The organism is Amycolatopsis sp. WAC 04197 (genome assembly GCF_003947475.1).
GTDB classification, from domain to species: domain Bacteria; phylum Actinomycetota; class Actinomycetes; order Mycobacteriales; family Pseudonocardiaceae; genus Amycolatopsis; species Amycolatopsis japonica.
Window position 1 is genome coordinate 507,485 of the sequence record NZ_QHJK01000007.1, and the last position, 25,955, is coordinate 533,439.

Genomic DNA, 25,955 nt, shown 5'->3' on the forward strand with positions numbered 1-25,955 from the left:
GCGGGTCTTACGAGTCGAAGCCGACGTCCATGTACTTGTCGACGTTCTCCTTGGTGACCACCGCGGAGTACGTGGTGATCTCGGCGGGGATCTCGTGCTCTGCGAAGTCGCCGGCGCCCTTGCCCTGGCCGAGCAGACGGGCGAGCGAGATCGCCGAGGACGCCATCGACGGGCTGTAGAGCACCGTGGCCTTCAGCGGTTCGGCGTCGGACTTGATCAGGTTCATCGCGTTCTTCGACCCCGCGCCGCCGACCATCAGGAAGTTCTTGCGGTTGGCGTTGTTGATCGCCGCGATGACACCGACGCCCTGGTCGTCGTCGTGGTTCCACAGAGCGTCCAATTTGGACGCCGACTGCAGCAGGTTCGAGGTCTGCTGTTCGCCCGACTCCGGGGTGAACTGCGCCGAGACCCGCGGGCCGACCGTGAAACCCTGACGGGTCAAGGCGTCCTTGAAACCCTTGCTGCGTTCCTGGGTCAGCGGCAGCGAGTCGATGCCCGCGACCTCGCCGATGACCGGATTGGCGATGTTCTTCGCCTTCATCTGCTGGGCGATGTAGTTGCCGGCGTTGACACCCATGCGGTAGTTGTCGCCACCGATCCAGGTGCGGTACGCCAGCGGGGTGTCGAAGACGCGGTCGAGGTTGATCACCTGGATACCGGCGTCCATCGCCTGCTGGCCGACCGCGGTCAGCGCCTTGCCGTCGAACGGCAGGATCACCAGGACGTTGACCTTGGCGTTGATCAAGGTCTCCACCTGGGAGATCTGCTGGTTGACGTCGTTGGTGCCCTCGGTCGCGTTGAGCGTGACCTCACTGAACTTCTGCGCCTGCGCGCGGGCGTTCTTGGTGATGGCCGCCATCCAGCCGTGGTCCGCGGCAGGAGCCGAGAACCCGATGGTGACGGGGGTTCCGGGCTGCGAGTTCGCCCCGGCGTTGGCCACGTTGGCCGCGTTGTTCTGCGCCGGTGCCTCGTTCGAGGTGCACGCGGTCAGCAGCGCACCCGCTCCGACGGCCGCGCCTCCCAGCAGGAAACGGCGGCGGTGCAGGGATTGTTCGGTCATGACGACTCTCCATCCACGGTGATCAAGTACTCGTCTTGGTTTTCTTGACGGAGCGGAACTGCAGCAGCGCGGCCAGGACGATGATCACGCCCTTGGCGATGTTCTGGATGTCGGTGTCCAGGTTGTTGAGCGTGAAGATGTTGGACAGCACGGTGAAGATCAGCACGCCGATCAGGGTGCCGATGAGCGAGCCGCGGCCACCGGTGAGCAGGGTGCCGCCGATGACGACCGCCGCGATGGCGTCGAGCTCGTAGAGCATGCCGTTGGTCGAGGCACCCGCGGTGGTGCGGGCGACGACCATCAGCGCGGCGATACCGCAGCACAGCCCGGCGACGCCGTAGACGAGCGCGGTGTGCCGTTTGACGTTGATGCCCGCCAGCCGCGATGCCTCGGCGTTGCCGCCGACGGCGAAGGTGCGGCGGCCGAACGTGGTTCGGTTCAGCACCACCCAGCCGATCGCGAACACCAGCGCGAACATCCAGATCAGCACCGGGATGCCGAGCAGGTCACCGCGGAAGAAGTCGAGGAAACCCGCTTCCGACACCACCTGCGTGCGGCGGCCGCTGATGCGTTCCGCGAGACCGCGGGCGGAGACGTACATCGCCAGTGTGGCGATGAACGGCACGATCTTCCCGTAGGAGACCAGGATCCCGTTGATCAGTCCGCAGCCGAGGCCGACCAGGAGTCCACAAAGGATCATCACGAACGGGCCGTAGGACTGGGTGGCCAAGGTGGTCAGCCAGACACTGGACAGCGCCACGATCGACCCGACCGAGAGGTCGATGCCGCCGGCGATGATCACGAACGTCATCCCGACGCTGACCACCCCGATGGCCGCGGCGAGCCGCAGGATCGTGGAGATGTTGCCGTCGGTGAAGAACTGGTCGGGCCTGGTCACCTGGCCGACGATGCACAGGATCACCAGCACCCCGGTCAGCCCGAGCAGCCGGGGATCGGCGGTGAACTTGAACCCTGTCTTCTTGGGGGGCAAGGGTTCCACGGCGCTCTCCGTACGCACCGATTCGGCTTGGTCGGTCACGCCGCACTCCCTTCGAGAATCACGTCGAGCACTTCCGCCTCTGTCAGCTCCGCGGACGGCTTTTCAGCCAGGACACGTCCTTCACGCAGCACCAGCACTCGGTCGGACAGGCCGAGCACTTCGGGGATCTCGCTGCTGACGAGCACGATCGCGACCCCGGTCGCGGCCAGTTCCTCGATCAGCCGGTACAGCTCCGCCCGCGCGCCGACGTCGACCCCGCGCGTCGGCTCGTCCAGCAGCAGGACCCGGCAGCCGCGGACCAGCCAGCGCGCCAGCACCGCCTTCTGCTGGTTGCCGCCGGACAGCGTGCGGATGATCCGGTGCGGGTCGGCGGGCCGGAGATCGAGACGCCGCAGGCTTTCCCCGGCGTCGTCGAGTTCCCTGCCCCGCTCGGTGAACCCGAACGTCGCGTATTTGCTCAGGCTCGCCAGGGTCACGTTGTGCACGACGGGCAGGTCCAGCAGCAGTCCCTGGCTCTTGCGTTCCTCGGGCGCCAGCCCGATCCCGGCCTTGACCGCCGCGGACACACTGCCCGGCCGGACGGGTTCGCCGTCGACCGACACCGAACCCGTGTCCTGTTTGCGCGCGCCGAAGATCGTCTCCAGCAGCTCGCTGCGGCCAGAACCGACGAGGCCCGCGATACCGACGACCTCCCCGGCGTGCACGGTGAAGTTCACGTTCTCGAACTCGCCGACGGTGGTCAGGTTCTCGACCTTGAGGACCTCGTTGTCCGGGTCGACGTGTTCCTGGTGGCGCGGGCCGAACACGGTTTCGACCTTGCGGCCCGCCATCAGCGCGACGAGGTCGGAGGTCGGCGTCTCCTTGGCGTCGAGCCCGGTGGAGACCGTCTTGCCGTCCTTCAGCACGGTGACGCGGTGGCCGATCCGGCGTAGTTCTTCGAGCCGGTGGGAGATGTAGACGATCGCGACACCTTCGGCGGTCAGCTCGCCGACAATGCGGAACAGGTTGTCGACCTCTTCGCCCGCCAGCGCCGCGGTGGGCTCGTCCATCACCAGCAGCTTCGCGTCGTACGCGAGCGCCCGCGCCATCGAAACCAGCTGCTGCCCGGCGGCGGACAGCTTGCCGACCTCGGTCGAGGGCGCGATCTCGGGATGCCCGAGCCGCGCCATCAGTTTCGCGGCCTTGTTCCGGGACTCGCTGATCCGCGTGAACCCGAACTTCGCCCGCTCGCGGCCGAGGAAGATGTTGTCCGCCACGGAAAGCCCGGGTACCAGGTCGAGTTCCTGGTACATGGTCGCGATGCCGATCTTCAGCGCGGCGACCGGCGAGGGCAGCGTGACCGGCTCGCCCTGCCAGAAGATCTCACCACCGTCGGGCCGGTGGGCTCCGGCGAGCGTCTTGATCAGCGTGGACTTGCCCGCGCCGTTCTGGCCGAGCAGACAGTGCACCTCGCCGGGTTCGACGTCGAAGTCGACCCCGTCCAGCGCACGCACCCCCGGGAACGTCTTCACGATCCCCCGGACGGATAGCAGGGTCATGCCGGAGCCTCCTCGGCCGTGGTGGGAACTAGCGTCGGATCGGCGAAAAGCCGTTCGGTGGCGAGATGTGCGGCGCCGCGCAGCGGGGCGGTGGTGCCCAGCGGCGACGGCTCGACGCGGCAGGCGGGCTCGTGCCCGAGCGGACGCGCGGACAGTTCGCGGCGCACCGGCTCGACCAGCCACTCCCCCAGTTCGGCGAAGTAGCCGCCGAGGACGACGAGGTCCGGGTCGAGTACGTCGACCACGGTGGACACCGCGATGCCGAGCGCGACCCCGAGTTCCGAGACGGCCGCGACCGCGCGCTGGTCACCGCGCTGGACGCGGTGCTTGAGCAGCCCGACCCGGCCGTCGACGCCGAGCGCGGGATCGTGCAGCGGGTCGCCCGGCGAGGCGGCGCCGCGCAGGACGGCGTTGAGCCCGGCCTTGGTCTCCAGGCAGCCGACCCGGCCGCAGGGGCACTGCTCGCCCGACGGGTCGACGGTGATGTGCCCGACCTCGCCCGCGAAACCCCTGGCACCGCGCAAAATCGCGCCACCGGACACGAGCCCGCCGCCGACCCCCGTGCCGCCGCTGAGGTAGAAGAGCTCCCGCACGCCTTTTCCGGCTCCGGCGACGGCCTCGCCGACCGCGCCGAGGTTGGCCTCGTTGTCGACCGTGATGGCCTCGGCAGGCAGGCCGAGCCGGGCGGCGAGGAGGTCGGCGATCTCGGCGTCGCGCCAGCGCAAGGTCGGCGCGAACCGGAGGACGGCGGCGGCCGAATCGACCAGGCCGGGCACCGAGACGGTGACCCCGACCGGCCTGCCGTCCAGCAGCACGGTCCGGGCGAGGAAGGCGAGTTCGTCCATGCTCCGGTGCAGCCCGAGCGCGGCGACGTCGGCGGTCTCGGTGCGTTCGGCGACCACGCGGCCGTCGAGATTCGTGACGACGGCGGCGAAACGGTCGGCCTCGACACTGAGGGCGAGCCCGCACGCGCTGCCGCCGTTCAGCTCGACCAGCTGGCTGGGCCTGCCGTTGCCGCCGCCCTGGAGTCCGGCGGAGCGGACGAGACCGCGTTCGGACAGCTCGGTGATCAACCCGGAGACGGCCGCCTTGGTGAGCCCGCAGCGTGCCGCGAGCTGGGTGCGCGAGAGCGGCCCCTCGCGCAACGCCCGCAGGAGCGCGGCGAGGTTCGCCGTTCGGGGGCTGACTGGGTCGAGCCGCCCGGATTCCGTCACCGCCACACAGTCCCCACTTACGAATCGGCCGTAACAAACTTTGTTACTTAGCCAGCGAAAGTAGGGTGGTGCCCGTCACCCGTCAAGGTGACAACAGGACAGAAATGTCGACTAAAGCGCGCCGTCACCCGATTAGCCGTCTCAAACCGCGCAGACTTTCGCACTTTTCGAGCGAAAGTCTGTACGATCTTGACGTTACTAATCGGAATCAGGTGAGTGCCCAACGTGCCGCCGGATGCTCACCCAGCGCTCCGGCCCAGATGTCATGAAAGGGTCGTTCAGGACGTAATTTGTCCTGAACGACCCTTTCATGACATCCCGGAGCCGCGGCGCCCCGACCGCTCAGCTACTCAGCGTGAAGGCCCGGTCCGTAGCGGACCAGGCGGCCCCGATGACTCCCGCGGTGTCCCCCAGCTCGGACAGCACGATCGGCAGGTTCCCGGTCGCGAGCGGCAGCGACCGCCGGTAGACCGAGCTGCGGATCTCGGCGAGCAGCTGATGCCCGAGCTGCGCCACGCCGCCGCCGATCACGACCATGCCGGGGTTCACGAAACTCACCAGCGAGGCGACCACCTGCCCGAGCCGCCGCCCGCCGTCGCGGATCAGGTTGACCGCGCCGAAGTCGCCCGACGCCGCCGCGCGGCCGACGTCCTGCGCGGTGATCGCGCCGCGGGCCGCGACGACGTCGGCGAGGTACGTCGACCGGCCGCTGCGCGCCAGCGTCAGCCCGTCGCGGGCGAGCGCGGCGCCGCCGAAGTACGCCTCGAGGCAGCCCGTCTCACCGCAGGCGCAGGTCGGCCCGTAGTCGTCGAGGCGGATGTGCCCGATGTCGCCCGCGGTGCCGGCGACGCCGCGGTACACCTTGCCGCCCAGCACGATCCCGCAGCCGATACCGGTACCGATCTTGACGAACACCAGGTCGTCGATGGAGCGCGCGACCCCGGCGTGCCGTTCCCCGAGCGCCATCGAGTTCACGTCGTTGTCGACCGTCACCGGGCAGCGCAGCAGCCCGCCGAGATGGTCGCGCACGGAGAACCGGTCCCAGCCGGGCATTATCGGCGGCGCGACCGCCATACCCTCGGCGAAGCTCACCGGCCCCGGCAGGCCGATCCCGGCGGCGATCAGTTTGCCCGGCGCCTCTTCGCGGATCTTCTCCGCCAGCGCGACGACGCGTTTGAGCACGGCGTGCGGACCCTGCCGGACGTCGCAGTCCTCGACGGTGTGCACCAGCACCTCGCACGAAGCGTCGGTGAGCGCGACCCCGACCGACGTCGCGCCGACGTCGACCGACAGCACCCGCAGGTCTCCCGCGAGCCGCACCAACGTGGACCGCCTGCCGCCGCGGCTCGCCGACGGACCCGCGGTCTCGACGAGGCCGACCTCGGCCAGCCGTGCGACCTCGGCCCCCACCCGGGCACGCGGCAGCTCCAGCCGCTCCCCCAGTTCGACGCGGGACATCGGTCCCTCATCGCGCAACAGGGTGAGCAACTGGGTCTGGTGCCGGGTTTCGACCGTCGGATGCTCCGACGTGGGTGCCGTGCTCATTCACCTGAGCCTACGGCGTTGTCCACCCGCTGTCCCGGATGACACTGGAAACCTTCACGCCCGCCGGACGGGAACAAACCCACCGCCACCGGTCAGTCCTTTGTGGACATTTCGGCGCGGACGAGGAGCCACGCCGGGATCAGCACTATCGCCGTGATCCCGGCGATCCACCCATGCGCGCCCGCGACGGCCGCCGCGGACCCGGGAGCGGCTGCGAGCCGCGCGGCGACGACCGCGGTCAGGACCGACGTGCCGAAGGAACCGCCGATGCGTTGCAGCATGGCGAAGAGCGGCATCGCGTGGGAAATTCGCTCTTTGGGCACCGACACCAGGCCGGTGGCGAGCGCCGGCGTCGTGGTCAGCCCGATGCCGCAGCCGCGGACCACCTGGACGGCCGAGAGCCACCAGTAGTCGTCGGATCCGGTGAGCAGCGCGAGCGGCACCGTCCCGATGATCGTGACGATCAGCCCGGCGAAGATCACCCGAGCGCCGCCGATCCGGTCGGTCAGCCTGCCCGCTAGCGGAAGGGCCAGCACCGTGCCGAGTGCCAGCGGCGCGGTCAGGAACCCGGTGGCGACCAGGCTTTCGTGCCGGACGTCGAGGTAGTACAGCGGCAGGACGATCATCGCGCCGAACAGGGCGATCCCCATCCCGAAGATGACGGCGGCGGCCGAGGAGAACGTCCGGTCGCGGAACAGCCGCAGGTCGAGCAGTGGTGCCGGCGACCTCAGCGCGGTGACCACGAAGACGGCGAGCAGGAGCGCACCGGCGGCCGCCGCGATCGGGGCGGCTTCGGCGAAGCCGTAGACCAGCAAGGGCAATCCGGTCACGGTGAGCACCAAGCCACGCCAATCCAGCGGACGGGTGTCGGCGGGCCTTTCCCTCGGCAACCGTTTCCGGCCCAGCAGCAGGCAGAGCAGCGCGAGCGGCACGTTCACCAGGAACAGCCACGGCACGCCGCACCGCTCGGCGAGCACACTGCCCGCCAGAGTGCCGAGTACGGGAGCCAGGTAGATCGGGATGCTCAGCACGGCCATCATCCGGCCGAGCCGTTTCGGTCCCGCCATCGTCGCGAACAGGATCTGTCCCGCCGGGACCAGCAGTCCGCCCGCGGCGCCCTGCAGGACACGGAAGACGATCAGCGCCTCGACCGAGGGCGCCGCCGCGCAGAGTGCGGAAAAGACCGCGAACAGGCCGACGCACACCAGCCACACCCGCGTCGTCCCGAAGCGACGGCACGCCCAGCCGCTCACCGGCACCATCGCGGCGAGCGCGAGCAGATAGCCCGTCGCGATCCACTGGGCGGTACCGAGCGATGCACGGAATCCGGCCGCGATCGTGCCGAGCGCGACGGTGACGACGGTCGACGTGAACATCGACAGGAATCCGCCGATGGTCAGGATCGCGGCCGTCCCCCACAACGCCGGGGTCAACCGGTCCTCATCGGGACTTCCGATCATCCTACCTGCCCTTCTTATCACCGTTAAGTTCTTAACAGTGATAAGATCCCGTCGAGTTGTCAACTTCGATACGGACCGGCGAAGGTGTGCGCATGGTCGTGAGACGGGATGGCTACGTTCGAGCCGCGCTGGAACTCCTCGACGAGGTCGGGCTGGACGGGTTGAGCCTGCGCAAGCTCGGGGAGAAGCTCGGCGTGCGCGGTCCCGCGCTCTACACGCATTTCAAGAGCAAGCAGGCGTTGCTCGACCAGATGGCCGAAACGATGTTGGACGACCGGCTCGCCCCGCTCGACGATCCCGCGGCGATGGACGACTGGCCCGAGTGGCTGGCCCGGCGCGCCCGCACCATCCGCGCCACGCTGCTGTCCTACCGGGACGGTGCCCGCCTGCACGCCGGCTCCCGCCCGACCGGCCGGTCGGCGATGACACCGCTGATCAAACCGTTGCTGCGGGCCGGTTTCGCCGAGGAGGACGCGACGCACGCGATCCTCGCGATCAGCCGGTACACCCTCGGCTGCGCGATCGACGAACAGCAGCACGCCGAGGGCGACCACGACGAGGATCCGGCCGCGTCGTTCGAATACGGCCTCGCCCGCCTGATCGCCGGGCTCCGCGCCGACGTCGCGCATTCAGAGGACGAAATGCGGGGAGGGGTCACGACCAGAGATAACGGCGTTCGGGCCGTCCCGTCCCGCCGTACTTGAGCGTCACCTCGGCCTTCCCCGTCGCCACGAAATGCTCCAGGTACCGGCGCGCGCTCACCCGCGCGACACCGGTCGCCTCCGCGCATTCGCTCGCCGACATCCCGCCGTCCGCGCCCCGCAACGCGTTCTCCACCAGTCGCGCGGTCTCGGCGGTGAGTCCCTTGGGCAGCACGGGTTTCGCGCTCGGCCGCGCGCCGAAGACCTGGTCGACGTCGGCCTGCCCGGCCTCGGCGAGACGGTCCAGCCGCCGGTGCAACGACGCGAAATGAGTGAGCTGATCGCGCAGCGACGCGTATTCGAACGGTTTGATCAGATAGTGCAGGACACCGCCCCGCATCGCCTGCCGCACGGTTTCCACGTCGGTCGCGGCGGTGATCAGGATGACGTCGACGTCCTCGGTCGCGCGCAGTTCCCGCAGCACCGAAAGCCCGTCGACATCGGGAAGATAGACGTCCAGCAGCACCAGATCCGGTTTCAGTTCCCGCGCCAGGCGGATCGCGTCGGCACCGGTGTGCGCGACCCCGACCACGGCGAACCCCTCCGTACGCGTGACGTATCCACTGTGGACCTTCGCGACCATGAAATCGTCGTCGACGACGAGCACCTTGATCATCGCGGCAGCCTCGCCGTGAACACCGCGCCGCCGGAGTTGTGCACCTCGACCGAACCGCCTCGCCGCACGCAGGCCTGCCGGATCAGCGCGAGCCCGAGACCGCGCTGGCCGTGCGCGGCGGCCTTCGTGGTGAAGCCGTGCTCGAATACCTCTTCCGCGATCTCTGGGGCGACGCCCGGCCCGGAATCACGGACCTCCACCCGCACTTCGTCCTCCTCCTGCCACACTCCGACCTCGATCCAGCCTTGCTCGCCACCCAGTGCATCCAGGGCGTTGTCGACGAGATTTCCCAGCACTGTCACCAAATCCGTGGAAAGGGCGTCTTCGACGCGGTCCAGTTCGCTGTCCGGTGCCATCCGCAGCCCGACCCCGCGTTCCGCCGCGAGCGACGCCTTCGCGATCAGCAACGCCGCCACCGCCGGGTCGCCGACGCGCGAGCCGACCTCCGCGCGCCACTCCCCTTGCGCCGAGCTGATCCGGCTGACATAGCCGCGAACCTCTTCGTATTCCCCGAGTTCCAGCAGCCCGGAGATCGTGTGCAGCCGGTTGCTGAACTCGTGCGCCTGCGCCCGCAACGTGTCGGTGGCGTGCCTGCTGGCGTCGAGTTCGTCCCGCAGGGTCATCAGATCGGTGCGGTCCCGCAGGGTGACCACGGCTCCCCGCACGTCGATCGGCATCCGGTTCAGCGTGAGCACCTTCCCCTCCCGCAGCACGATCTGGTCGGCGCCGGTCGCGCGGCCGGTGAGCAGGTCGCGGATGCGTTCGTTGAGGTCGAGGTCCTCGACCGACCGGCCGACCACGTCGTCCGGCAGCGCCAGCAGTGCGCGCGCCTGATCGTTCACCAGGGTGATCCGGTGCTGCGGATCCAGGCCGACGACGCCCTCCTTGATGCCGTGCAGGAGCGCCTCCCGGTTCTCGACCAGTGCGGTGATCTCGTGCGGCTCCAGGCCGAGCGTCTGGTTCTTCACCCGCCGCGCCAGCAGCAGCGAACCGCTCACCCCGATCACCAGCGCGACCCCGAGCACGCGCAGGGCGTTGTCCGGCGACTCGAGCACTCCGGCGAAGAACCCTGGCGACTTCGAGCCCGCCGCGACCATGCGGACCACCTTGCCGCCCTTCTCGTCGAGCACCGGGACGTGCGCCACGATCGAGCCGTCGAGTTCGCCGACCCACGACCGTCCAGAGAGGACGGTGCTGTCGCCGAGGTCGAGTAGCGTGCGCACCTGCCCCGGATCAGGTGACGCGAGCACATAACGGTCCGCTCCCGCGATCACGACGAAATCGACCCCGGAGAGGCTTCGCGCGGTCTCCGCGGGCGCGTTCAGCTCCCACGGGCCGTTGTCGAGGTCGCCCACGATGCCCTGCGCGGCGACACTCTCCGCGACCGAAAGCGCCCGGCGTCCCTCGGTCGTGCGGAAGTTGCTCCCCGCCTGGACGACGGCCAGCACACCCACCGCGCAGAGTAGGCAGCTGACAACTACCAGTTGCCACACGAGGAGCTGGCGGGCCAAGGAACCCCGAGCACCCATCGCCACCTCCTCGTGACCACAAAGAACAAAAGAACCCTTAGGCGTCTAAGCGAGACATCTCTGTTTACACGAGTGCAACATGTCCAACCACGCGGCAGAGAGGCGGGGATCACAGTGAAGCCCAGTAGCTGGTTGGCCATCGCGGCGGCGCTCGTCGCCGTTTTGCTGGTGCCACCGTTGCTCACCCCGGGCAGCGAGGCCGACGAGGGCTCGCAGATCCGGTCGTTGCGGGTACTCGTGCCCAACGCGCCCGGCGGCGGTTACGACATCACGGCGCGGACCGCGACCAAGGCCATGGAGGACGCCGACCTGCTCGGCAACGCGGAGGTGTTCAACCTCCCCGGCGCCGGCGGCACGGTCGGCCTCGGCCGCACGGTGGCCGAACGCGGCAACGGCAAACTCGTCATGTCGATGGGGCTCGGCGTCGTCGGCAGCGTGTTCACGAACAAGTCGCCGTCTTCGCTGCTCGACACCACGCCGGTGGCGAAGCTGATCGAAGAGTCGGACATCGTCGTGGTCGGCAAGGATTCGCCGTACCAGAACATCGGCCAGCTGCTCGACGCCTGGAAACGGGACCCGGGCGCGGTCCAGGTCGGCGGCGGCTCGTCCCCCGGCGGGCCGGACCATCTGGCGCCGATGCTGATGGCGAAGGCGATCGGGCTCGCGCCCAAGTCCGTCAACTACGTCCAGTACGACGGCGGCGGCGAGCTGCTCGCCTCGGTGCTCGGCGGCAAGGTCGCGTTCGGCGTCTCCGGTGTCGGCGAGTACCGCGACCAGATCGCGGCGGGCACGCTCCGGGTCCTGGCGGTGACGAGCGAGAAGCGGCTCCCCGGGATCGACGCGCCGACGCTGACGGAGTCCGGGGTGGACGTGAAGTTCACGAACTGGCGCGGCATCGTCGCGCCGCCGGGTATCACCGAGTCGGACCGGGCGAAGCTGGTGAGCCTGTTCGAGCGGTTGCAGAAGACGCCGCAGTGGCAGGAAGCATTGCAGCGCAACGGATGGACCGGCGCGTTCGCGCCAGGTGAGCAGTTCGGTTCGTTTCTCAAAGAGGAGAACACTCGAGTGGCAACGGTGCTGAAAGAGCTGGGTCTGGCATGACCACGTGGCTGAAAGGGCGCTCCGAACTCGGCGTGAGCGTGGTGCTCGTGGTGCTCGGCGTGCTGGTGCTGACCGACGCGCTGAGCATTCCCACCGACTTCGCCCAGCGCGGTCCCGTCGGGCCGAAGGCGGTCCCGGTGCTGGTCGGCTCGCTGCTGCTGATCGTCGCGGTGCTGCTGGCGCGCGACGTCCTGCGCGGCGGCAAGGGCGAGGCCGAGGGCGGCGAGGACATCGACCTCACCGCGCCCGCCGACATGCGCACGGTTCTGTTGCTGTGCGGTGCCTTCCTCGCCAACGCGGCGCTGATCGGCCTCGTCGGTTTCCCGATCTCGGGCGCGATCCTGTTCTGGGGCGCGGCGTTCGCCCTCGGCAGCCGCAACCTGGTGCGTGATCCGCTGATCGCGGCGGGTATGTCGGTCGTGACCTTCCTGATCTTCAACAACCTGCTCGGTGTCCCGCTGCCCGGTGGCCCGTTGATGGAGGTGTTCTGATGCTGCAGCAACTCATCGACGGGTTCGGCACCGCGCTGACCCCGACGCACCTCGCGCTCGCCGCGCTCGGTGTGCTGCTGGGCACCGCGATCGGGGTGCTGCCGGGGATCGGCCCCGCGATGGCGGTGGCCCTGTTGCTGCCGGTGACCTACGGCATGGAGCCGACGGCGGCGTTCATCATGTTCGCCGGCATCTACTACGGCGGCATGTTCGGCGGCTCGACGACGTCGATCCTGCTGAACACCCCGGGTGAGAGCTTCTCCGTGGTCGCCGCGATCGACGGAAACCCCATGGCACGCAAGGGCCGCGGCGCGCAGGCGCTGGCGGCGGCCGCGATCGGGCATTTCGTCGGCGGCATCCTCGGCACGATGGCGCTGGTGCTGCTGGCGCCGATCATCGCGAAGTACGCGGTCGACATCGGCGCGCCCGACCTGTTCGCGATCATGGTGCTGGCGTTCATCGGGGTCACCTCGGTGCTCGGCAACTCGCGGATCCGCGGTGTCGCGTCGCTGCTGATCGGCCTCACCATCGGCCTCGTCGGCCTGGACGAGATGACCGGTCAGTCGCGCCTGACCTTCGGTTCACTGCATCTGGCCGACGGGATCGACGTGGTGATCGTGGCGGTCGCGCTGTTCGCCGTCGGCGAGTCGCTGTGGGTCGCCGCGCATCTGCGGCGCAACACCTTCAAGCCGATCCCGGTCGGCAGGCCGTGGCTCTCGCGCGCCGATCTGAAGCGGACCTGGAAGCCGTGGCTGCGCGGTCCGGTGATCGGGTTCCCGTTCGGCGCCATCCCGGCCGGTGGCGCGGAGATCCCGACGTTCCTCTCGTACCTGACCGAAAAGCGGCTGTCGAAGCACAAGGACGAATTCGGCAAGGGCGCCATCGAAGGGGTCGCGGGCCCGGAAGCGGCCGCGTCGTCCTCGGCGGCGGGCACGCTGGTCTCGATGCTGACGCTGGGCCTGCCGACCACCGCGGTCGCGGCCGTGATGCTGGCGGCGTTCCAGCAGTACGGCATCCAGCCGGGTCCGCTGCTGTTCGAACGCGAGTCGAAGCTGGTGTGGGGCCTGATCGCCTCGCTGTTCGTCGGCCTGACGCTGCTGCTGGTGCTGAACCTGCCGCTGGCGCCGCTGTGGGCGAAGCTGCTGCGCATCCCGCGGCCGTACCTCTACGCGGGCATCCTGTTCTTCGCCAGTGTCGGCGCGTACGCGGTCAACGCGGACATCTTCGACCTGCTGGTGATGTTCGTGATCGGCCTGATCGGGTTCGCGATGCGCCGCTACGGATTGCCGGTGCTGCCGGCGATCATCGGCGTGATTCTCGGCCCGGCCGCCGAACAGCAGATGCGGCGCGCGCTGCAGCTCAGTGACGGCTCGCTGACCGGGCTGGTCAACACCCCGTTCGCGATCGTGGTCTACGTGATCATCCTGGTGATCCTGTTCTTCCCGTTGATCAAGCGTTTCCTTCCGGCCCGTCCCACCGCTCCCGAGGCGGAGCCCAAGGACAAGGTCGACGCCTGAGAAGTGGGAACCCGGCCCGGCCTCGACTGCCCCGAGGCCGGGCCTTTTTCCTTCTCTGAATGTAACGAAAAGATAACGGCGAGATCGCTTTTTGAACCGCTTCTCGTTCGGGGCCGTTTCAGCCAACACGGAGTCAGTGACGCCGGCACTCCCGGCGACGCATCCCCCGGGCTCCGGGCAACGACACCGAACGAGGTGAACAAGTTCATGCCCCGTAACCAAAGATCCGCCGGTCGCCATCGCATGGCGCGCCGCACCAAGGTCGCCACGGGCGCCATCGCCCTCGCCCTCGCCGTCGGCGGGATCGTCGTGGTCAACACGACCGGAACCCCCGACGCCGCCAGGGCCGACGGAGCGGACAAGTCGTTCTTCATCGACATCACGAAGGTGCCCCGCGGCAACAACGTCAACCTCGACCTCGCGAAACGAGGCGCACGAGGGACGTTCACCGTGGACTGCGGCCGCAACGAGAACGGCCACTTCAACGGCGACAACTTCATCGCGCAGCCCGGCGTCCGCAATGGAGCCGAGCATCTGCACGACTACGTCGGGAACCTTTCGACCAACGCGGATTCGAACAACAAGAGCCTGCTGCGCGCGGGCACCACCTGCAAGAACGGGGACAAGTCGGCCTACTTCTGGCCGGTCATCCGGATCAACACCGAGGAAGAGGAAGAAAACGAGGCCGCGAACGAGGAGAAACTCGCCGCCGACCGCGTCGACGCCGCGAAGGACGAGGCGGCCGCCCAGGTCGACTGCCCCGACGTCGCCAGCGAACTCGAAGAGGTTCCCGACCAGGCCATGCCCGCGATCGACGAGAACCTCGACAAACTCGACCGGGAGTCCGAGAACGCGAACAACCAGCTGGCGCAAGGAAAACAAGCCGGTCAGGTGCTCGACGAGCTGAAGAACAAACGGAAGCCGTCGATCAAGCAGATCGGCGACACCATGCGGCAGGCGGGCAAGCCGGTCGCGAAGAACGAGGACCAGCTCGCCGGCTGCACGGTGAAGCAGAACGGCAAGGGCGGTCTCGACAACGGCGGCGAAAACAGCAACGTCAACGCCGCCGGTGACGCCGAGAAGAAGAAGTCCGACGGCAAGGCCGCCGACCTGCCCGGCGTCAACGACAACAACGAGATCGGCAACAACGAAGGCGAGATCCAGCGCGCCGAGAAGGTCGACCTGACCTTCACCAGCGGCGGCGCCCGCCGTGTCGTCGCGATGCCGAAGTTCCTGCGCGTGCTCTACGGCGACGCCAAGCAGAGCACCAACGGCCCGGCCAACGCCCGGCCGAGCTGGACCTGCACCGGCTTCGAGGACCGGCTCACCGAGCTGTACCCGATCTGCCCGCGGGGCAGCAAGGTCACCCGCGTCCACTCGTTCCCGAACTGCTGGGACGGCAAGAACACCGACAGCGCGAACCACCGCACGCATATCGTGTTCTCCGACCGCAACGGGAAATGCCCGCGTGGCTTCAAGAACGTGCCGCAGCTGCGGATCACGCTGGTGTACGACATCCCGTCCAACATCCAGGCCGCCGGGCAATACGCGGTCGACGCCTTCGCTCAGGAGAAGCACAACCCGCGCTCCGACCACGACGACTTCGCGAACGTCATGTCGCAGCGGCTGATGAACCAGCTGGTGAAGTGCATCAACAGCGGCAAGAGGTGCCGCCAGTAGCGGAGCAAGTGGGGGCGCGGCGGGGATGACCCGCGCCCCCACCCCCCGCGCCCGGGGTCCGGTTCCCGGCCCGGCGTAGGGGTACCGGGCCGGGAACCGGCGAGCGATACGGTTTTCCCTCCCTGGAAACCGGACCGCCCGGTCTGGGTCAGGCCGTCGTGGACAACCGGCTCACCCGGTCGAACACGAGCGGCACCGCGACGGCGGGGTTCAGTTCGGCGAGGACCGCTTCCGCGTCCAAGCCGGGCAAGTGGATCCACGCGCTGTCGGCGAAGTCCGGGGTCGTGACGCTGATCCGGGCGCAGCGGGCCGGCGGGACCAGCGCGACCCCGAACGGCTCGACCACGTTGCGCCACACGGATTGCGAGACGATCATCCCGGCGCCGAACTTGTCGCCCGTCGGATCCGAACGGCACCAGTAGCCCACGGCGTCGTTGAAGGTCGAGGCGCACAGCAGCCGGGTCAGCGTGATGTACGTGCGGTGGTAGCGGTGGTTGTCCGCCATCGGTCCCATGTGGACCGCCACCCGTGCCCGCATCGGGACCCTGGCGTAGCGGTTGCGTGTCCGGAGCAGATGGTCCAGGTGGAACGCGACCTCGCAGAGCTGCCCGACGGCGTGGTCCGGATACGCGACCATCAGCCCGTCCCCGGTCTCCCGGAAGTGACGCGCTTCCCCCGGGGCGAGCCCCACCGCGTTGAACGAGCGGGAAACCAGCGTTTCCATCTCGGTCTTCATCGGGTCCAGCAGGTCGTCGCTGGCCTTGGACGAACCGACGATGTCGACGGAAAGCACGGCGTGGGTGTGCGCGTTGTATCGGCCTGAGGTCAGCACCTGCATCTCTGCGACCCCTCCCCTGATCGGTGAAAACTGGCGGCAGGAAGCAGTGTTCCCACTCCTCACCGGAAGTTCTGTTCGGAACCGAACAAAACGTGACCTCGCGATGGTCAACGCCAGTGAGCTAAGTCACACCTTTTTCCGTGATCACCCGCAATGCCTCGCGGTCGATGACGGTGATCGCACGGCGCGAACTGGCCACAACTCCCGCCTTCCGGAGTTTGTCCAGCGCCTGCGCGACCATGGTCCGGCCCATCGGGATGAACTGCGCGAGTTCGTCCTGGCTCAACGGGATCCCGATCCGCCAGCCGGCGGGTGTCCGGATGCCACAGACGTCGACCAGGTAGTCCAGCCGGGTCGCGACCCGCGCCACCGCCTGCGGTTTCCACGACTGGGTCCGCTGCCGCTGGGCGAGCACGAACCGGCGGGCGACGCTGACGAGCACTTCGCGCATCGCCGCCGGATGATCCAGCAGGAACCGGTTGAACTCGCTCGCCGCGATGCGCCGGACGTGCACCTCTTCGATGGCGACCACGTCGGCCATCCGGATACCGCCCGCGATCACCGCGATCTCGCCGTGCAGATCGCCGGGCACGCCGACGTCGAGGATGACCGTCGCGCCCATCCGGTCGGCGCTGGTCACCTTCACGTAGCCGTACCGCAGCAGCATGACGAAGTCGCCGGGTTCGCCCGCCCGCATCAGCGCCTGTCTGGCCTCGTAGGTCTGCGGGGTCCCCATCTCCAGCAACCGGGCGCGGACGGGTTCGTCCAGTCGCTCCAGGAACGGACGTTCTCTTTCTTCGGCGGCCTCTTGGCCCAAACCCACGAAACACCCTCCCAGGCAGTCGTGAACACCTATCGCGGAGAGTAACCGAGTCGGCCACCCGATCCGGCGGCGGAACCGTCGTGGGTGGTGAAGATGCCCAGCCGGACCAGTTCCGATCTGATCCACTCGGCCAGCCGGTGCAACGGTCCGTCTTCGGCCTCGACGAAATAGCTGTCCACGATCTGGTGTCGCCTATCGGCGTGCTTCGCCGCGTAAAGCAGCGCTGACCGTACCTCCGACACCTTCAGCGGAGCGACCTTGATCCCCGGAGCGGGCCGCACGGTGCTTTTGGCGGCCATCACCGCCAGCACGGCCTCCTCCAGGCTGAACCGGTGCTCCACCGGCACGACCACATGTTCCACGCCCTCGACAACCCGGCGCCCGATCAACGGCATGCTGTCAGATCAGCATGACGCACGGCCGTAGTCTGTTCGGCACCGAACACTCAACGCGGTTCGACCGCCCGGAGAGCCTCTTCGAGCGTTTCCCGGTACAGCCCCATCCGTTCGACGAGCATCACCGGATCAGGGTTCTCGTCCCCCGCGTGTCGTTCCAGCCGGTCGGTGGTCTGCTTCACCGTCACCCGCAGTTCGACGACTTCGGGAGTGTCCCGGTTCTTGTGTTCTTCGAGCCGGGCCACCGCCCGCCGGAAGGCTCCGGAAAGCTCGGTCTCGCCCGGCCGCACCGCTTCGATGGCCGTCAGCGCCCGGCCGAGCAGGCTGAAGTGGTCGTAGGGCGTGGGTTGCGGCGCCCGCTTCGTCTCCCGCCCCGGCCTCCGCCGCCTGCCGTTCAGCACGAAGAACGCGGTCTCGGCCGGGACCAGCACGGCCAGCGCGGCGACCGCGCCGAAAAGCCAGGCCTGCGGATGCGGATAGGTCACCGCGCGGCCGATCATCCCGGCGATCAGGCCGAGCACCACCGCGACGACGTGGAACGGCCGGTTGTCGTACTCGGCCATGTCAGAAGTTGCTGAAGACGTTGACGAACATCTTGTCGATGCCGTGCGGGTCGACGGCCTGATAGCTGCGGGCCTTGGACTTCTGCGCGATCTCGTCGAGGACGCGGCTGTCGGCCTGCGCGCCGTAGGCCATGGTGAAGATCCGGACGGAGTTGTCCAGCCGGTCGGCGTCGACGTTCTGCAGCACCTGCTCCTTAGTCCCGGCTTCGGTGTTCTCGCCGTCGGTCAGGAAGACGACGGCGTTGATCAGGTTCGGATCGAACTCCCGCCGCATCTTGTCGTTGGCCGCCATCACCGTCTGGTACAGCGCCGTATCCCCTCTCGGGGTCAGGTTCTCGACCAGCCGGAGCATCGGGTCGCGGACGTTCTTGACCTTGCCGATCGGCATCTTTTCCTCGTACCCGTCCGAAAACGTCCACAGCCCGACCTCGTCCTCGGGATGCAGGTACTCGAGTTGTTTCCGGATCGCGGGTTTCAGCAGGGCGATACGGCTCTCGGAATACGGTTTGTCCTTGCGGTTCTTGTCGAAGGGCTCGTTCATCGAGCCGGACAGGTCCAGCACCAGCAGGATCCGGCCGCGCCGTTGCGTGTACTCCCAGCCGTCCAGCATCTTCTGGATCTGCTCGCCGGTGGGGACGCCGATCTTCGGGGGCTCCTGGGTCCCCTGGGTGCCCACGACCCCGGCCAGATCCGGTCCCGGCCTGCCATCGGGGTCGCGGAACCCGAGGTCGCGGAACCGTTTCTGCTGCCCCTCTTCCCGCAGGAAGGCGTAGAAGTCCTCGGCCGCGGCCTGCTGTTCCGGCGAAGCGTTCGCGGTGGTCAGGAAGGGGTGGTCGATCAGCATCGTCCCCTCCTTGGGATGCACGGCGACCAGCGGACGTAGCGGGGCGACGGGGTTCGCGTTCAGCTGCGCCGGATCCCCGGTCGGCACGCCGCGGTTGTAGAGGTAGACCATCTGCTCCTGCATCGCCATCGCGCTGATGTAGGGCGTGGGCTTCTTGCGGTCCTCTTCGTACAGCGTTTTGAGGAAGGCCACCGAATCGTCGCTGTAGTAGGCGACCGACGCCTCGATCCCGCGGACGAACTGCACGGTCTCCGCGGTGCCGATCTTGCCGTAGTCGCCGCCGGTCGCGGCGAAGTAGGTCGCGATGGTCGCCGCGAGCCCGGACGTCGACCGCCGCGGATTGTCCTTGCCGAGCGTGAAGTTGCCCCACTTCGCGTACTCCGCGCCCTTCGAGGCCCAGCCACCGTCCCGGTTCACCTGCAGGACGTCACCCCAGCCGAGGGTCTTTTCCGGCCAGCCCATCGCCTTGGCCATCGGTTCCGGCATCGCGATCACCATCGGACTGGTCGCGAGCGACGTCTTCGGCCCGGCCTTGATCCGCTCGCCCTTCCCCCGCTGCCGCAGCAGATCGAGCCAGAGCGAGGAACTCGGCAGCCAGGCCTGGGGCTCGGGCTGGTGTTCGTCGACGTCGTTCCAGCCGTCGGCGATCAGGTCGAGCGTGGCGCCCGAGGTCTTCTTGTACGCCTCGACCCTCGCGCATTTGCCGCCGTCGAACGTCCGGCCGGTCTCGTTGTACCGTCCGGCCAGTTCGGCGATCAGATCGCCCTTCTCCGTCGAGGAACTGGTGACCAGCCTGACGCAGTCCGCCCTGGACGCGTTCGACGGCGCGGTGACCGTGGTCGCGAGCAGGACGATCACGAGCGTCCCGACGAGCGCGCCGAAGACGAGCGAAAGCCAGCCTGATCTCCGCATGCGCCGCCCCCTAGCCGTCGTAGCGGGCAAGTGTAGCTACAACGTGGTTTCCGGTTCCGTCTCCTCGGTCACCAGATCGTAGGTTTCGAAACTGAAGCGCGCGAGAGTGCCCACCCAATTCCGGTAAACCTGTAGATCATCGAAGGATTCGACGTCTAGCCGCCATTCAGGTGGAAAGGCGTCGCGTGACGATTCCCCGGCGGAAAGCGCGATGAACGTCGCACGCGCGGCCTCCGGATCGGCGACCAGCAGGGCGAGCAGGACGAGCACCGCGCGATAAGGGCCGCCGACGAACGCCGCCAGTTCCGCGTCGGGGATTCCGATGCGGACGAGCCGGTAGAGGTTGACCAGTTTCCGGATCTCGCGCGGGGTGTTCAGCCTTTTCCGCAGCACGTGGACGAAATCGCGTTCGACCTCGGTGAGCCGCAACCGATCCGGCCGCATGTTGTAGAACGTCGGCGGGGCCGTGTCCTGGACCACGACCTCCGCCTGTTCGCCGCGTTCGGGGGAGCTCTCGTCCTCCGGCCATTCTTCGTGCGCGGACGTCCGCGGTTCCCGTCGCTCGATCGGCATCAGGGCGTCGATGAGTTCGTCCGCCGCGCTTCCCATGGGGCGCAGGGTGAACACGATCTGGAAGATCTTGTCGAGGTACTCCGTCCGGCCCGTCTCCCCCGCGCCGAACAGTTCTTCGTGGTGCTGGTCGAGGCATCGCCGCAACCACCGCGGGTCGACGGCCACCACCACGACGAACGCGGGCAGCGCCAGCAGCAGATGGACCGCGGCCAGCACTTCGATGACCTTCGACGGCGGGCAGCGGTCGAGGTCGTCGATGTAGAGGACGATCCGTTCCAGCGGCGGTCTGCCCTTCCCGCCCGCCAGCAGCCATTGCTCCCGCGCGTCGGCCAGATCGGCGCTCAGATCCGCGAGGTCCTCGCGGACCCGGGCGAAAACCCCTTGGTAGTCCCCGTATCTACCGGATTTCGCCTCCTCGATCAGATCGCCGAGCCTGCTTGCCGCGTCCAACCGCCGAAGCCGTTCCTCGGTCTCCCGCACCTCGGTCTCGAAGCGTTCCTCGCGTTTGTCGACGTCGTGCCGCAGCTTGTCCAATGTGGACTTGACCGGCGCGAGGGCGGCCTTGGCGGTGGTGAGCGCCGGGGTCAGCACGGCGCCGAGCGCGACGACGGCACCCGCCGCGGCGAGAATCGCGTTGTGCCACAAGGCCCAGCCGGTGATCGCCGCGGCGATGCCGAGCACACCGGCCACGGCGTAACCCGCCACCGCGAGCCGTCGCCGCCGTCGTTCGGCGCGGTCCACCCCGGAAACCAAGAGCCGCCAGCGCCAAGTGAGCGGAGAGTCCGCCTTCACGGCCTTCAGCCCCGCGAGCCGGGTCCGCAACGCTTCGCGTTCGGCGTGGACCTCGCCGGCGTCCGCATGCGCCTCGGGCGCGCCGAGGTTGCGGAACAGATGGTCCACCAGCCCGACCCACAGATGGTCGTCGTGATACTGCCAGGCGTTGAACCGGATCTGCCGGATCTCACCGGCGAACACGCTGTTGGCGGCGTCACCGCGGGACCGGCTGGCCAGTTCGGCCACCCGGTCCGTCACCTGCCGGACGAAACTCGACTTGCCGGACCCCCAAGGGCCCAGCAGCGCGACGCACAGCGGCGGGCTGGTCTCGCGGTCGGCGATGACCGCGGCGAGCGTGCGCACGTCGTCGTGGAAACCGATCAGATCGACCGGGCTTTCGACGTCGGGCGTGATCCGCGGCCGCGCCCGGCCCGGTTTGGGCTCGACGAACCCGGTGCCGTCGATCTGGTTGCCGAAGCGGTCCCACACCCGGATCGTGCGGTCGTCCCCGACCGTGACGATCTTCTCGTTGCCCGCGGTGCACGCGATCGCCCGGACGTTCCCCTGGTGCCCTTTGAGGAGGGTGTAATCCCGCGGGTCGTCGACCTCGCGGACGCGGACCTCGCCGTCGGAACCGCCGGAGAGCACCAGTTTCCCGTCCGCGCCGAAGGCCAGCGCCCGCACCACCCCGGTGTGCGCGGGGAAGACGAGGGCGGGATCGCCGTTGCGGCCCCACAACCGGACCGTCTCGCCGTCGGCGGACAGCACCTGCTCGCCGTCGGGCGAGATCGCGATCACGTGGATCGCGCCCGCCCCACCGAACCGGTAGTGGGAAACGACTTCCCGGTTCCACAGCCGCACGCCCCCGGCGTCGTCCCCGGCGACGACGAACCGGCCGTCCGGGGTCACCGCGACCGACTCGATCTCCGGGCCGCCGGTGCGCAGGCCGCGTACCGTCACGCCGTCCAGCCGCCGGACCTCGACGGTGCTCCCCGCGCCGGACACGACGAACTCCTTCGCCACCGCGACCGCCACGGTCCGCTTGGTGGTCTGGACCTCCGGAGGATGCGCCTCGGTGCCGGAGATCCGCCAGCTCCGCACCGTCGCCCCATCGCAACCGACCACGTGCCGACCCGAGATGCCCACCGCCAGCACCGGCCGATCATGGCCGCTCAGCGCGAATCGCTGCGCCCCGGTCTCCAGGTCCCAGACCCGGACCGTCCGGTCCGCACCCCCGGTGACCAGCAGGTTCCCCTTCACCGCGACCGCGAGGATCGGTGCTTCGTGTCCGGTGAAACGTGCCGTCGTCATAACGGCACAGTCTTCCGGTCGCGTCAAGATCATGGTTAACGACAGACGACTATCGGCGGGTACCCCGAGCGCTTCGACAGGTTCAGTGTCGACACTGCTCCGAAATTCCAGCACGCCTTCGACGCGAGGAGTTCAAACGTGCTTCGACGTACCTTCGCCGCGGTGCTCACCGGCGCCGCGCTCTCCATCTCGGCGCTCACGGCACCCTCCGCGGGTGCCGCCGAGATCATGGCGACCACTCTGACCTACGACGACAGCCAGGCCGCGGAGTTCAAGGACGCGGTGGCCGCGGGCGTCAACGTCTGGAACACCAACGTCACCAACGTCCGTCTCGTGAAGGCGACGCCGGGCCAGCGGGTCAACATCCGGATCATCGCCGACAACGGCTGGCCGCGCGCCACCCTCGGTCCCGTTCGCCCGAGCGGCACGGTCACCGTGTGGTACGGCAGGCAGGCCGTCCAGCAGGGTTACAACAAGACCCGCATCGCGTCGCACGAACTGGGCCACAGCCTCGGCCTGCCGGACGTGAAACCCGGGCCGTGCTCGTCGCTGATGTCCGGCTCGACCGGTGGCGTCAGCTGCGCCAACGTGAACCCCAACGCCCAGGAGAAGGCCAGGGTCCAGCAGCTCTACGCCGGCACCGCCGTGCAGAGCGCCGACGCGGGCAAGGTCCTCGCGGAAATCGGCTGATCCCCGCGCCAGGGGGTGCCCGCCCGGCACCCCCTGGCCTGGGTGATCTTCAGGCGTTCGCCGTGATCGCCGCCGCCGGACACAACTGCACGGCGTCGCCGATCTCCGCCGGATCGCGGTCCAGCAACCGGACCCGGCCGTCTTCCTCGTCCTGCGCGAACACCTCAGGCGCGGTCAGCACGCACATTCCGGCGCCCACACAGCGTTCCCGGTCCACTTCGAGCCTCATCGCGATCAGCTCCAGGCCACCGGGAGCGCGTACACCCCGTAGATGTCGGAATCCGTCCGCATCGGGATCTCGTCGGCCGGAACGGCCAGGCGCAGCTTCGGGAACCGGGCGAGCAGCCCGGTGAAAGCGACCTTCATCTGCACACGCGCGAGCTGCTGACCGAGGCACTGGTGCACCCCGTGCCCGAAAGTGGCGTGCCCGGCGGCGTTCCGCCGGACGTCGAGCCGGTCGGGTTCCGGGAACTTCAGCGGATCGCGGTTGGCCGCCTGGGCCGAAAGCGCGACCACTTCGCCGGCTTTGACGAGCTGTCCGCCGATCTCGACGTCTTCGAGCGCGGTGCGCGCCCCGGTGTGCGTGATGGTCAGGTAGCGCAGCAGTTCCTCGATCGCGCCGTCGATGAGCTCCGGATCCTCGCGCAGAGCGGCGAGCTGGTCCGGGTGCTGGAGAAGGGCGAAAGTGCCCAGCGCGAGCATGTTGGCCGTGGTGTCGAGACCGGCTCCCAGCAAGAGGAACGCGATGCTGGTCAGCTCCTCGTCGGTGAGCTCCGTGGTCGTCAGCTCGCCGAGGATGTCATCGGTCGGCTCGGCCCGCTTCGCCAGGATGAGCTTGTAGAGGTACTCCCCCAGCGCGTTGATGGCGGCTCCCTGCTCCTCGGCCGAGGCGTCCGGCAGGTTCAGCGGCATGACGTTGCGGCGGAAGAACTCGTGGTCCTCGTAGGGGACGCCGAGCAGCTCGCAGATCATCAGCGCCGGAATGGGCTGCGCGAAGGCGGGCACCAGATCGGCCGTCGTTCCCTGGCGCTCCATCGCGTCGAGGTACTCGGTGGTCACCTGCTCGACCCGCTCGGTCAGCAGCCGCATCCGGCGGACGGTGAACTTGCCGGTGAGCAGCTTGCGGTAGAGGCCGTGTTCGGGGTCGTCCATTTTGATGAACATCCCCGGTGCCGCGGGCGGCATCTCCATCATCGCGGCCGCCCCGGGCAGCGGCGAATGCATCAGCTCCTGCCGGGCGCTGAAGCGGGGATCCGCGAGGACCGCCCGGGCGATCGCGTGGCCCGTCGCGAGCCACCCTTCGTGGCCGTCGGGGAACGTCAGCCGGACCAGTGGGTGCTCGTCGCGCAGCGTGCCGAGCTCGGCGGGCGGGTCGAACGGGCAGCCCTTCGGACGCTCGAGGGGCAGCTCGGTGAGATGTGGGACCGAGGTGGTCATTTCTGTTCCTCCCAGTTTTTACCGATACCCAAAGGCTACGTTGCATTCAGGTTCCCTTCAAAGCTAGTTGCTGGCCTTTTTGGTGTTCCTGCTGGTAGATTTCCGTAAATCGTTGCAACGATCTTGTCGGTGAATGCAACGACGTGTTGCAATGATCTGCGGGTGAACGCACAGGAGGTGCCCATGCCGGGCGGCAGACTGACCCAGGAGGACCGTCGGCTGATCGCGACCTGGCTCAAGGACGGCCTCGGTTACGCCGAGATCGGCCGTCGGCTCGGGCGTCCGACGTCGACGATCAGCCGCGAGGTCGCGCGCAACAGCGGCCGATCCGGCTACCGCGCCGAAGAAGCGACCCGGGTGACCGGAGAACGCGCGCGGCGCGGCAAACCCCGGCCGCGCGCCGTCCCCGTCGTCGAAAACGGCTACGGCCGCGACCCCGAAGCCGTCCGCGCCTTCGAAACCGAGTTCGCCGAAATGATCGTCGCGACCGGCCTCCCCCGCATGACCGCCCGGCTGCTCGCGTGCTTGTCGGTCAGCGACGACGGTGTGCTCACCGCCGCCGAACTCGCCCAGCGGCTCCAGGTCAGCCCGGCGTCGGTCTCGAACGCCGTCGCCTACCTCGAAGCCCAAGCGATGCTCCGGAGGGAACGGGACGGCCGGCGCGAGCGCTACGTCATCGACGAGGAGATGCCGCAACGGGTGTGGGACGAAAGCGTCCGGTCGAATCAGGAATGGGTGCGGATCGCGCGCCGGGGCGCCGAAGTCCTCGGCACCTCGACCCCCGCGGGCGCCCGCATGGACGACCTCTCCCGGTTTCACGCGCGTATCAACGAAATCATGCTCGACGACCGGGTCGCGGTTTTCGCCGGTGACGCCTTGACCGTGCTCGCCGCCCTTCTGCATGCCGGCCGGGCGCTTTCCGTTCCTGCCCTCGCCGGCGCGCTGGAGTGGGCGCCTGATCGGGTGGCGGCGGCTTTGCTCGTGGTGGAGGAACATCCGCATATCGCCGGGCCGGTGCGGGTGGATTGCCGTGGTGGGGAGTATCGGGCGGTTCCTTTGGTGGAACGGCTTACGGTGGGGCAGTTGGCGGCTTTGGGTTCTTGAGGGTTGGGATGTTGGTCTGTCGTCGTTTTTCGGCGACGGGTCGGATGTCGGCGGCATGCGGCTCTCGCTCGCCGCCGCTCTCCGGCAACACACCCGAACGAAGCCCCGTCAGGAACGGCTCTCAGCCCCGGTGCAACCTTCCGCCCATCACCGCTTTTCGGTCATGCGCCGGAACGACGGGACTTATCAGTGACGGTTAACGGCTGAGCCCAGCCCGCCTGTCGCCGCTTTTCGGCGAC

23 protein-coding genes are annotated in these 25,955 nt (G+C 68.4%); 7 read left to right on the forward strand and 16 right to left on the reverse strand.

From position 1 onward, the window contains the following. Positions 1-7: 7 nt before the first annotated feature. The 6 genes from DMC64_RS26240 to DMC64_RS26265 all read right to left on the reverse strand — a co-directional run bounded on the left by DMC64_RS26240 (position 8) and on the right by DMC64_RS26265 (position 7,817). Positions 8-1,060, reverse strand: coding sequence for a substrate-binding domain-containing protein (locus tag DMC64_RS26240; RefSeq protein WP_016331780.1), 1,053 nt, complete (start codon positions 1,058-1,060; stop codon positions 8-10). Between the two features lie 22 nt (positions 1,061-1,082). Continuing rightward, positions 1,083-2,099, reverse strand: a complete 1,017-nt coding sequence (locus DMC64_RS26245) for an ABC transporter permease (RefSeq protein WP_038518488.1) — start codon at positions 2,097-2,099, stop codon at positions 1,083-1,085. Next, on the reverse strand, positions 2,096-3,598 hold the full coding sequence (locus DMC64_RS26250) for a sugar ABC transporter ATP-binding protein (protein ID WP_016331778.1): 1,503 nt from the start codon (positions 3,596-3,598) through the stop codon (positions 2,096-2,098). The genes DMC64_RS26245 and DMC64_RS26250 overlap by 4 nt, the downstream gene beginning before the upstream one ends. Then, positions 3,595-4,812 carry an ROK family protein gene (locus DMC64_RS26255; RefSeq protein WP_233629815.1) on the reverse strand — a complete coding sequence of 406 codons (1,218 nt, stop codon included), beginning with the start codon at positions 4,810-4,812 and terminating at the stop codon, positions 3,595-3,597. The genes DMC64_RS26250 and DMC64_RS26255 overlap by 4 nt, the downstream gene beginning before the upstream one ends. A 342-nt stretch (positions 4,813-5,154) precedes the next feature. Further along, on the reverse strand, positions 5,155-6,357 hold the full coding sequence (locus tag DMC64_RS26260; RefSeq protein ID WP_016331776.1) for an ROK family transcriptional regulator: 1,203 nt from the start codon (positions 6,355-6,357) through the stop codon (positions 5,155-5,157). A gap of 92 nt (positions 6,358-6,449) precedes the next feature. Continuing rightward, entirely contained in the window at positions 6,450-7,817 is a 1,368-nt protein-coding gene (locus DMC64_RS26265; RefSeq protein WP_125735683.1) for a DHA2 family efflux MFS transporter permease subunit, read from the reverse strand. Positions 7,818-7,909: 92 nt separating this feature from the next. Here DMC64_RS26265 and DMC64_RS26270 point away from each other — a divergent pair, with 92 nt between their 5' ends. Next, positions 7,910-8,521 (forward strand): TetR/AcrR family transcriptional regulator C-terminal domain-containing protein, encoded by a 612-nt coding sequence (locus DMC64_RS26270; protein WP_233629816.1) that lies wholly within the window; start codon positions 7,910-7,912, stop codon positions 8,519-8,521. Here DMC64_RS26270 and DMC64_RS26275 read toward each other — a convergent pair. After that, positions 8,472-9,134: a response regulator gene (locus DMC64_RS26275; protein WP_125735684.1), complete on the reverse strand. Its 663-nt coding sequence runs from the start codon at positions 9,132-9,134 to the stop codon at positions 8,472-8,474. The two genes, DMC64_RS26270 and DMC64_RS26275, sit on opposite strands and share 50 nt — an antisense overlap. Then, on the reverse strand, positions 9,131-10,663 hold the full coding sequence (locus tag DMC64_RS26280; protein ID WP_125735685.1) for a sensor histidine kinase: 1,533 nt from the start codon (positions 10,661-10,663) through the stop codon (positions 9,131-9,133). The genes DMC64_RS26275 and DMC64_RS26280 overlap by 4 nt, the downstream gene beginning before the upstream one ends. A 132-nt stretch (positions 10,664-10,795) precedes the next feature. On the opposite strand from DMC64_RS26280, the gene DMC64_RS26285 reads away from it, so the two are divergent. From DMC64_RS26285 to DMC64_RS26300, 4 genes are all read left to right on the forward strand, one after another. Beyond that, the gene (locus tag DMC64_RS26285; protein ID WP_016331771.1) at positions 10,796-11,764 is read left to right on the forward strand and encodes a tripartite tricarboxylate transporter substrate binding protein; all 969 of its coding nucleotides are present in this window, start codon (positions 10,796-10,798) and stop codon (positions 11,762-11,764) included. Further along, entirely contained in the window at positions 11,761-12,255 is a 495-nt protein-coding gene (locus tag DMC64_RS26290) for a tripartite tricarboxylate transporter TctB family protein (protein WP_037346191.1), read from the forward strand. The genes DMC64_RS26285 and DMC64_RS26290 overlap by 4 nt, the downstream gene beginning before the upstream one ends. After that, complete coding sequence (locus tag DMC64_RS26295; protein WP_037346190.1) at positions 12,255-13,772, forward strand: tripartite tricarboxylate transporter permease; 1,518 nt, start codon at positions 12,255-12,257, stop codon at positions 13,770-13,772. The genes DMC64_RS26290 and DMC64_RS26295 overlap by 1 nt, the downstream gene beginning before the upstream one ends. A 243-nt stretch (positions 13,773-14,015) precedes the next feature. Then, on the forward strand, positions 14,016-15,452 hold the full coding sequence (locus DMC64_RS26300; protein WP_125735686.1) for a DUF1996 domain-containing protein: 1,437 nt from the start codon (positions 14,016-14,018) through the stop codon (positions 15,450-15,452). A gap of 148 nt (positions 15,453-15,600) precedes the next feature. Here DMC64_RS26300 and DMC64_RS26305 read toward each other — a convergent pair whose 3' ends face one another. The 6 genes from DMC64_RS26305 to DMC64_RS26330 all read right to left on the reverse strand — a co-directional run bounded on the left by DMC64_RS26305 (position 15,601) and on the right by DMC64_RS26330 (position 22,485). Continuing rightward, entirely contained in the window at positions 15,601-16,290 is a 690-nt protein-coding gene (locus DMC64_RS26305) for a hypothetical protein (protein ID WP_037346187.1), read from the reverse strand. Positions 16,291-16,411: 121 nt separating this feature from the next. After that, the gene (locus tag DMC64_RS26310) at positions 16,412-17,113 is read right to left on the reverse strand and encodes a Crp/Fnr family transcriptional regulator (RefSeq protein ID WP_037346186.1); all 702 of its coding nucleotides are present in this window, start codon (positions 17,111-17,113) and stop codon (positions 16,412-16,414) included. Positions 17,114-17,142: 29 nt separating this feature from the next. After that, positions 17,143-17,508, reverse strand: a complete 366-nt coding sequence (locus DMC64_RS26315) for a hypothetical protein (protein ID WP_016331763.1) — start codon at positions 17,506-17,508, stop codon at positions 17,143-17,145. A gap of 50 nt (positions 17,509-17,558) precedes the next feature. After that, complete coding sequence (locus DMC64_RS26320) at positions 17,559-18,071, reverse strand: hypothetical protein (RefSeq protein WP_125735687.1); 513 nt, start codon at positions 18,069-18,071, stop codon at positions 17,559-17,561. A gap of 1 nt (position 18,072) precedes the next feature. Further along, complete coding sequence (locus DMC64_RS26325) at positions 18,073-19,827, reverse strand: substrate-binding and VWA domain-containing protein (RefSeq protein ID WP_125735688.1); 1,755 nt, start codon at positions 19,825-19,827, stop codon at positions 18,073-18,075. Positions 19,828-19,863: 36 nt separating this feature from the next. Beyond that, positions 19,864-22,485, reverse strand: coding sequence for a P-loop NTPase fold protein (locus DMC64_RS26330; protein ID WP_125735689.1), 2,622 nt, complete (start codon positions 22,483-22,485; stop codon positions 19,864-19,866). Positions 22,486-22,623: 138 nt separating this feature from the next. Here DMC64_RS26330 and DMC64_RS26335 point away from each other — a divergent pair, with 138 nt between their 5' ends. Then, the gene (locus tag DMC64_RS26335) at positions 22,624-23,175 is read left to right on the forward strand and encodes a snapalysin family zinc-dependent metalloprotease (RefSeq protein WP_037346175.1); all 552 of its coding nucleotides are present in this window, start codon (positions 22,624-22,626) and stop codon (positions 23,173-23,175) included. Positions 23,176-23,224: 49 nt separating this feature from the next. Here DMC64_RS26335 and DMC64_RS26340 read toward each other — a convergent pair whose 3' ends face one another. After that, positions 23,225-23,404: a ferredoxin gene (locus DMC64_RS26340; RefSeq protein WP_037346172.1), complete on the reverse strand. Its 180-nt coding sequence runs from the start codon at positions 23,402-23,404 to the stop codon at positions 23,225-23,227. 5 nt (positions 23,405-23,409) lie between these two features. Continuing rightward, positions 23,410-24,612, reverse strand: a complete 1,203-nt coding sequence (locus DMC64_RS26345) for a cytochrome P450 (protein WP_125735690.1) — start codon at positions 24,610-24,612, stop codon at positions 23,410-23,412. A gap of 183 nt (positions 24,613-24,795) precedes the next feature. On the opposite strand from DMC64_RS26345, the gene DMC64_RS26350 reads away from it, so the two are divergent. Next, positions 24,796-25,716 carry a helix-turn-helix domain-containing protein gene (locus tag DMC64_RS26350; protein WP_125735812.1) on the forward strand — a complete coding sequence of 307 codons (921 nt, stop codon included), beginning with the start codon at positions 24,796-24,798 and terminating at the stop codon, positions 25,714-25,716. Positions 25,717-25,955: the final 239 nt, after the last annotated feature.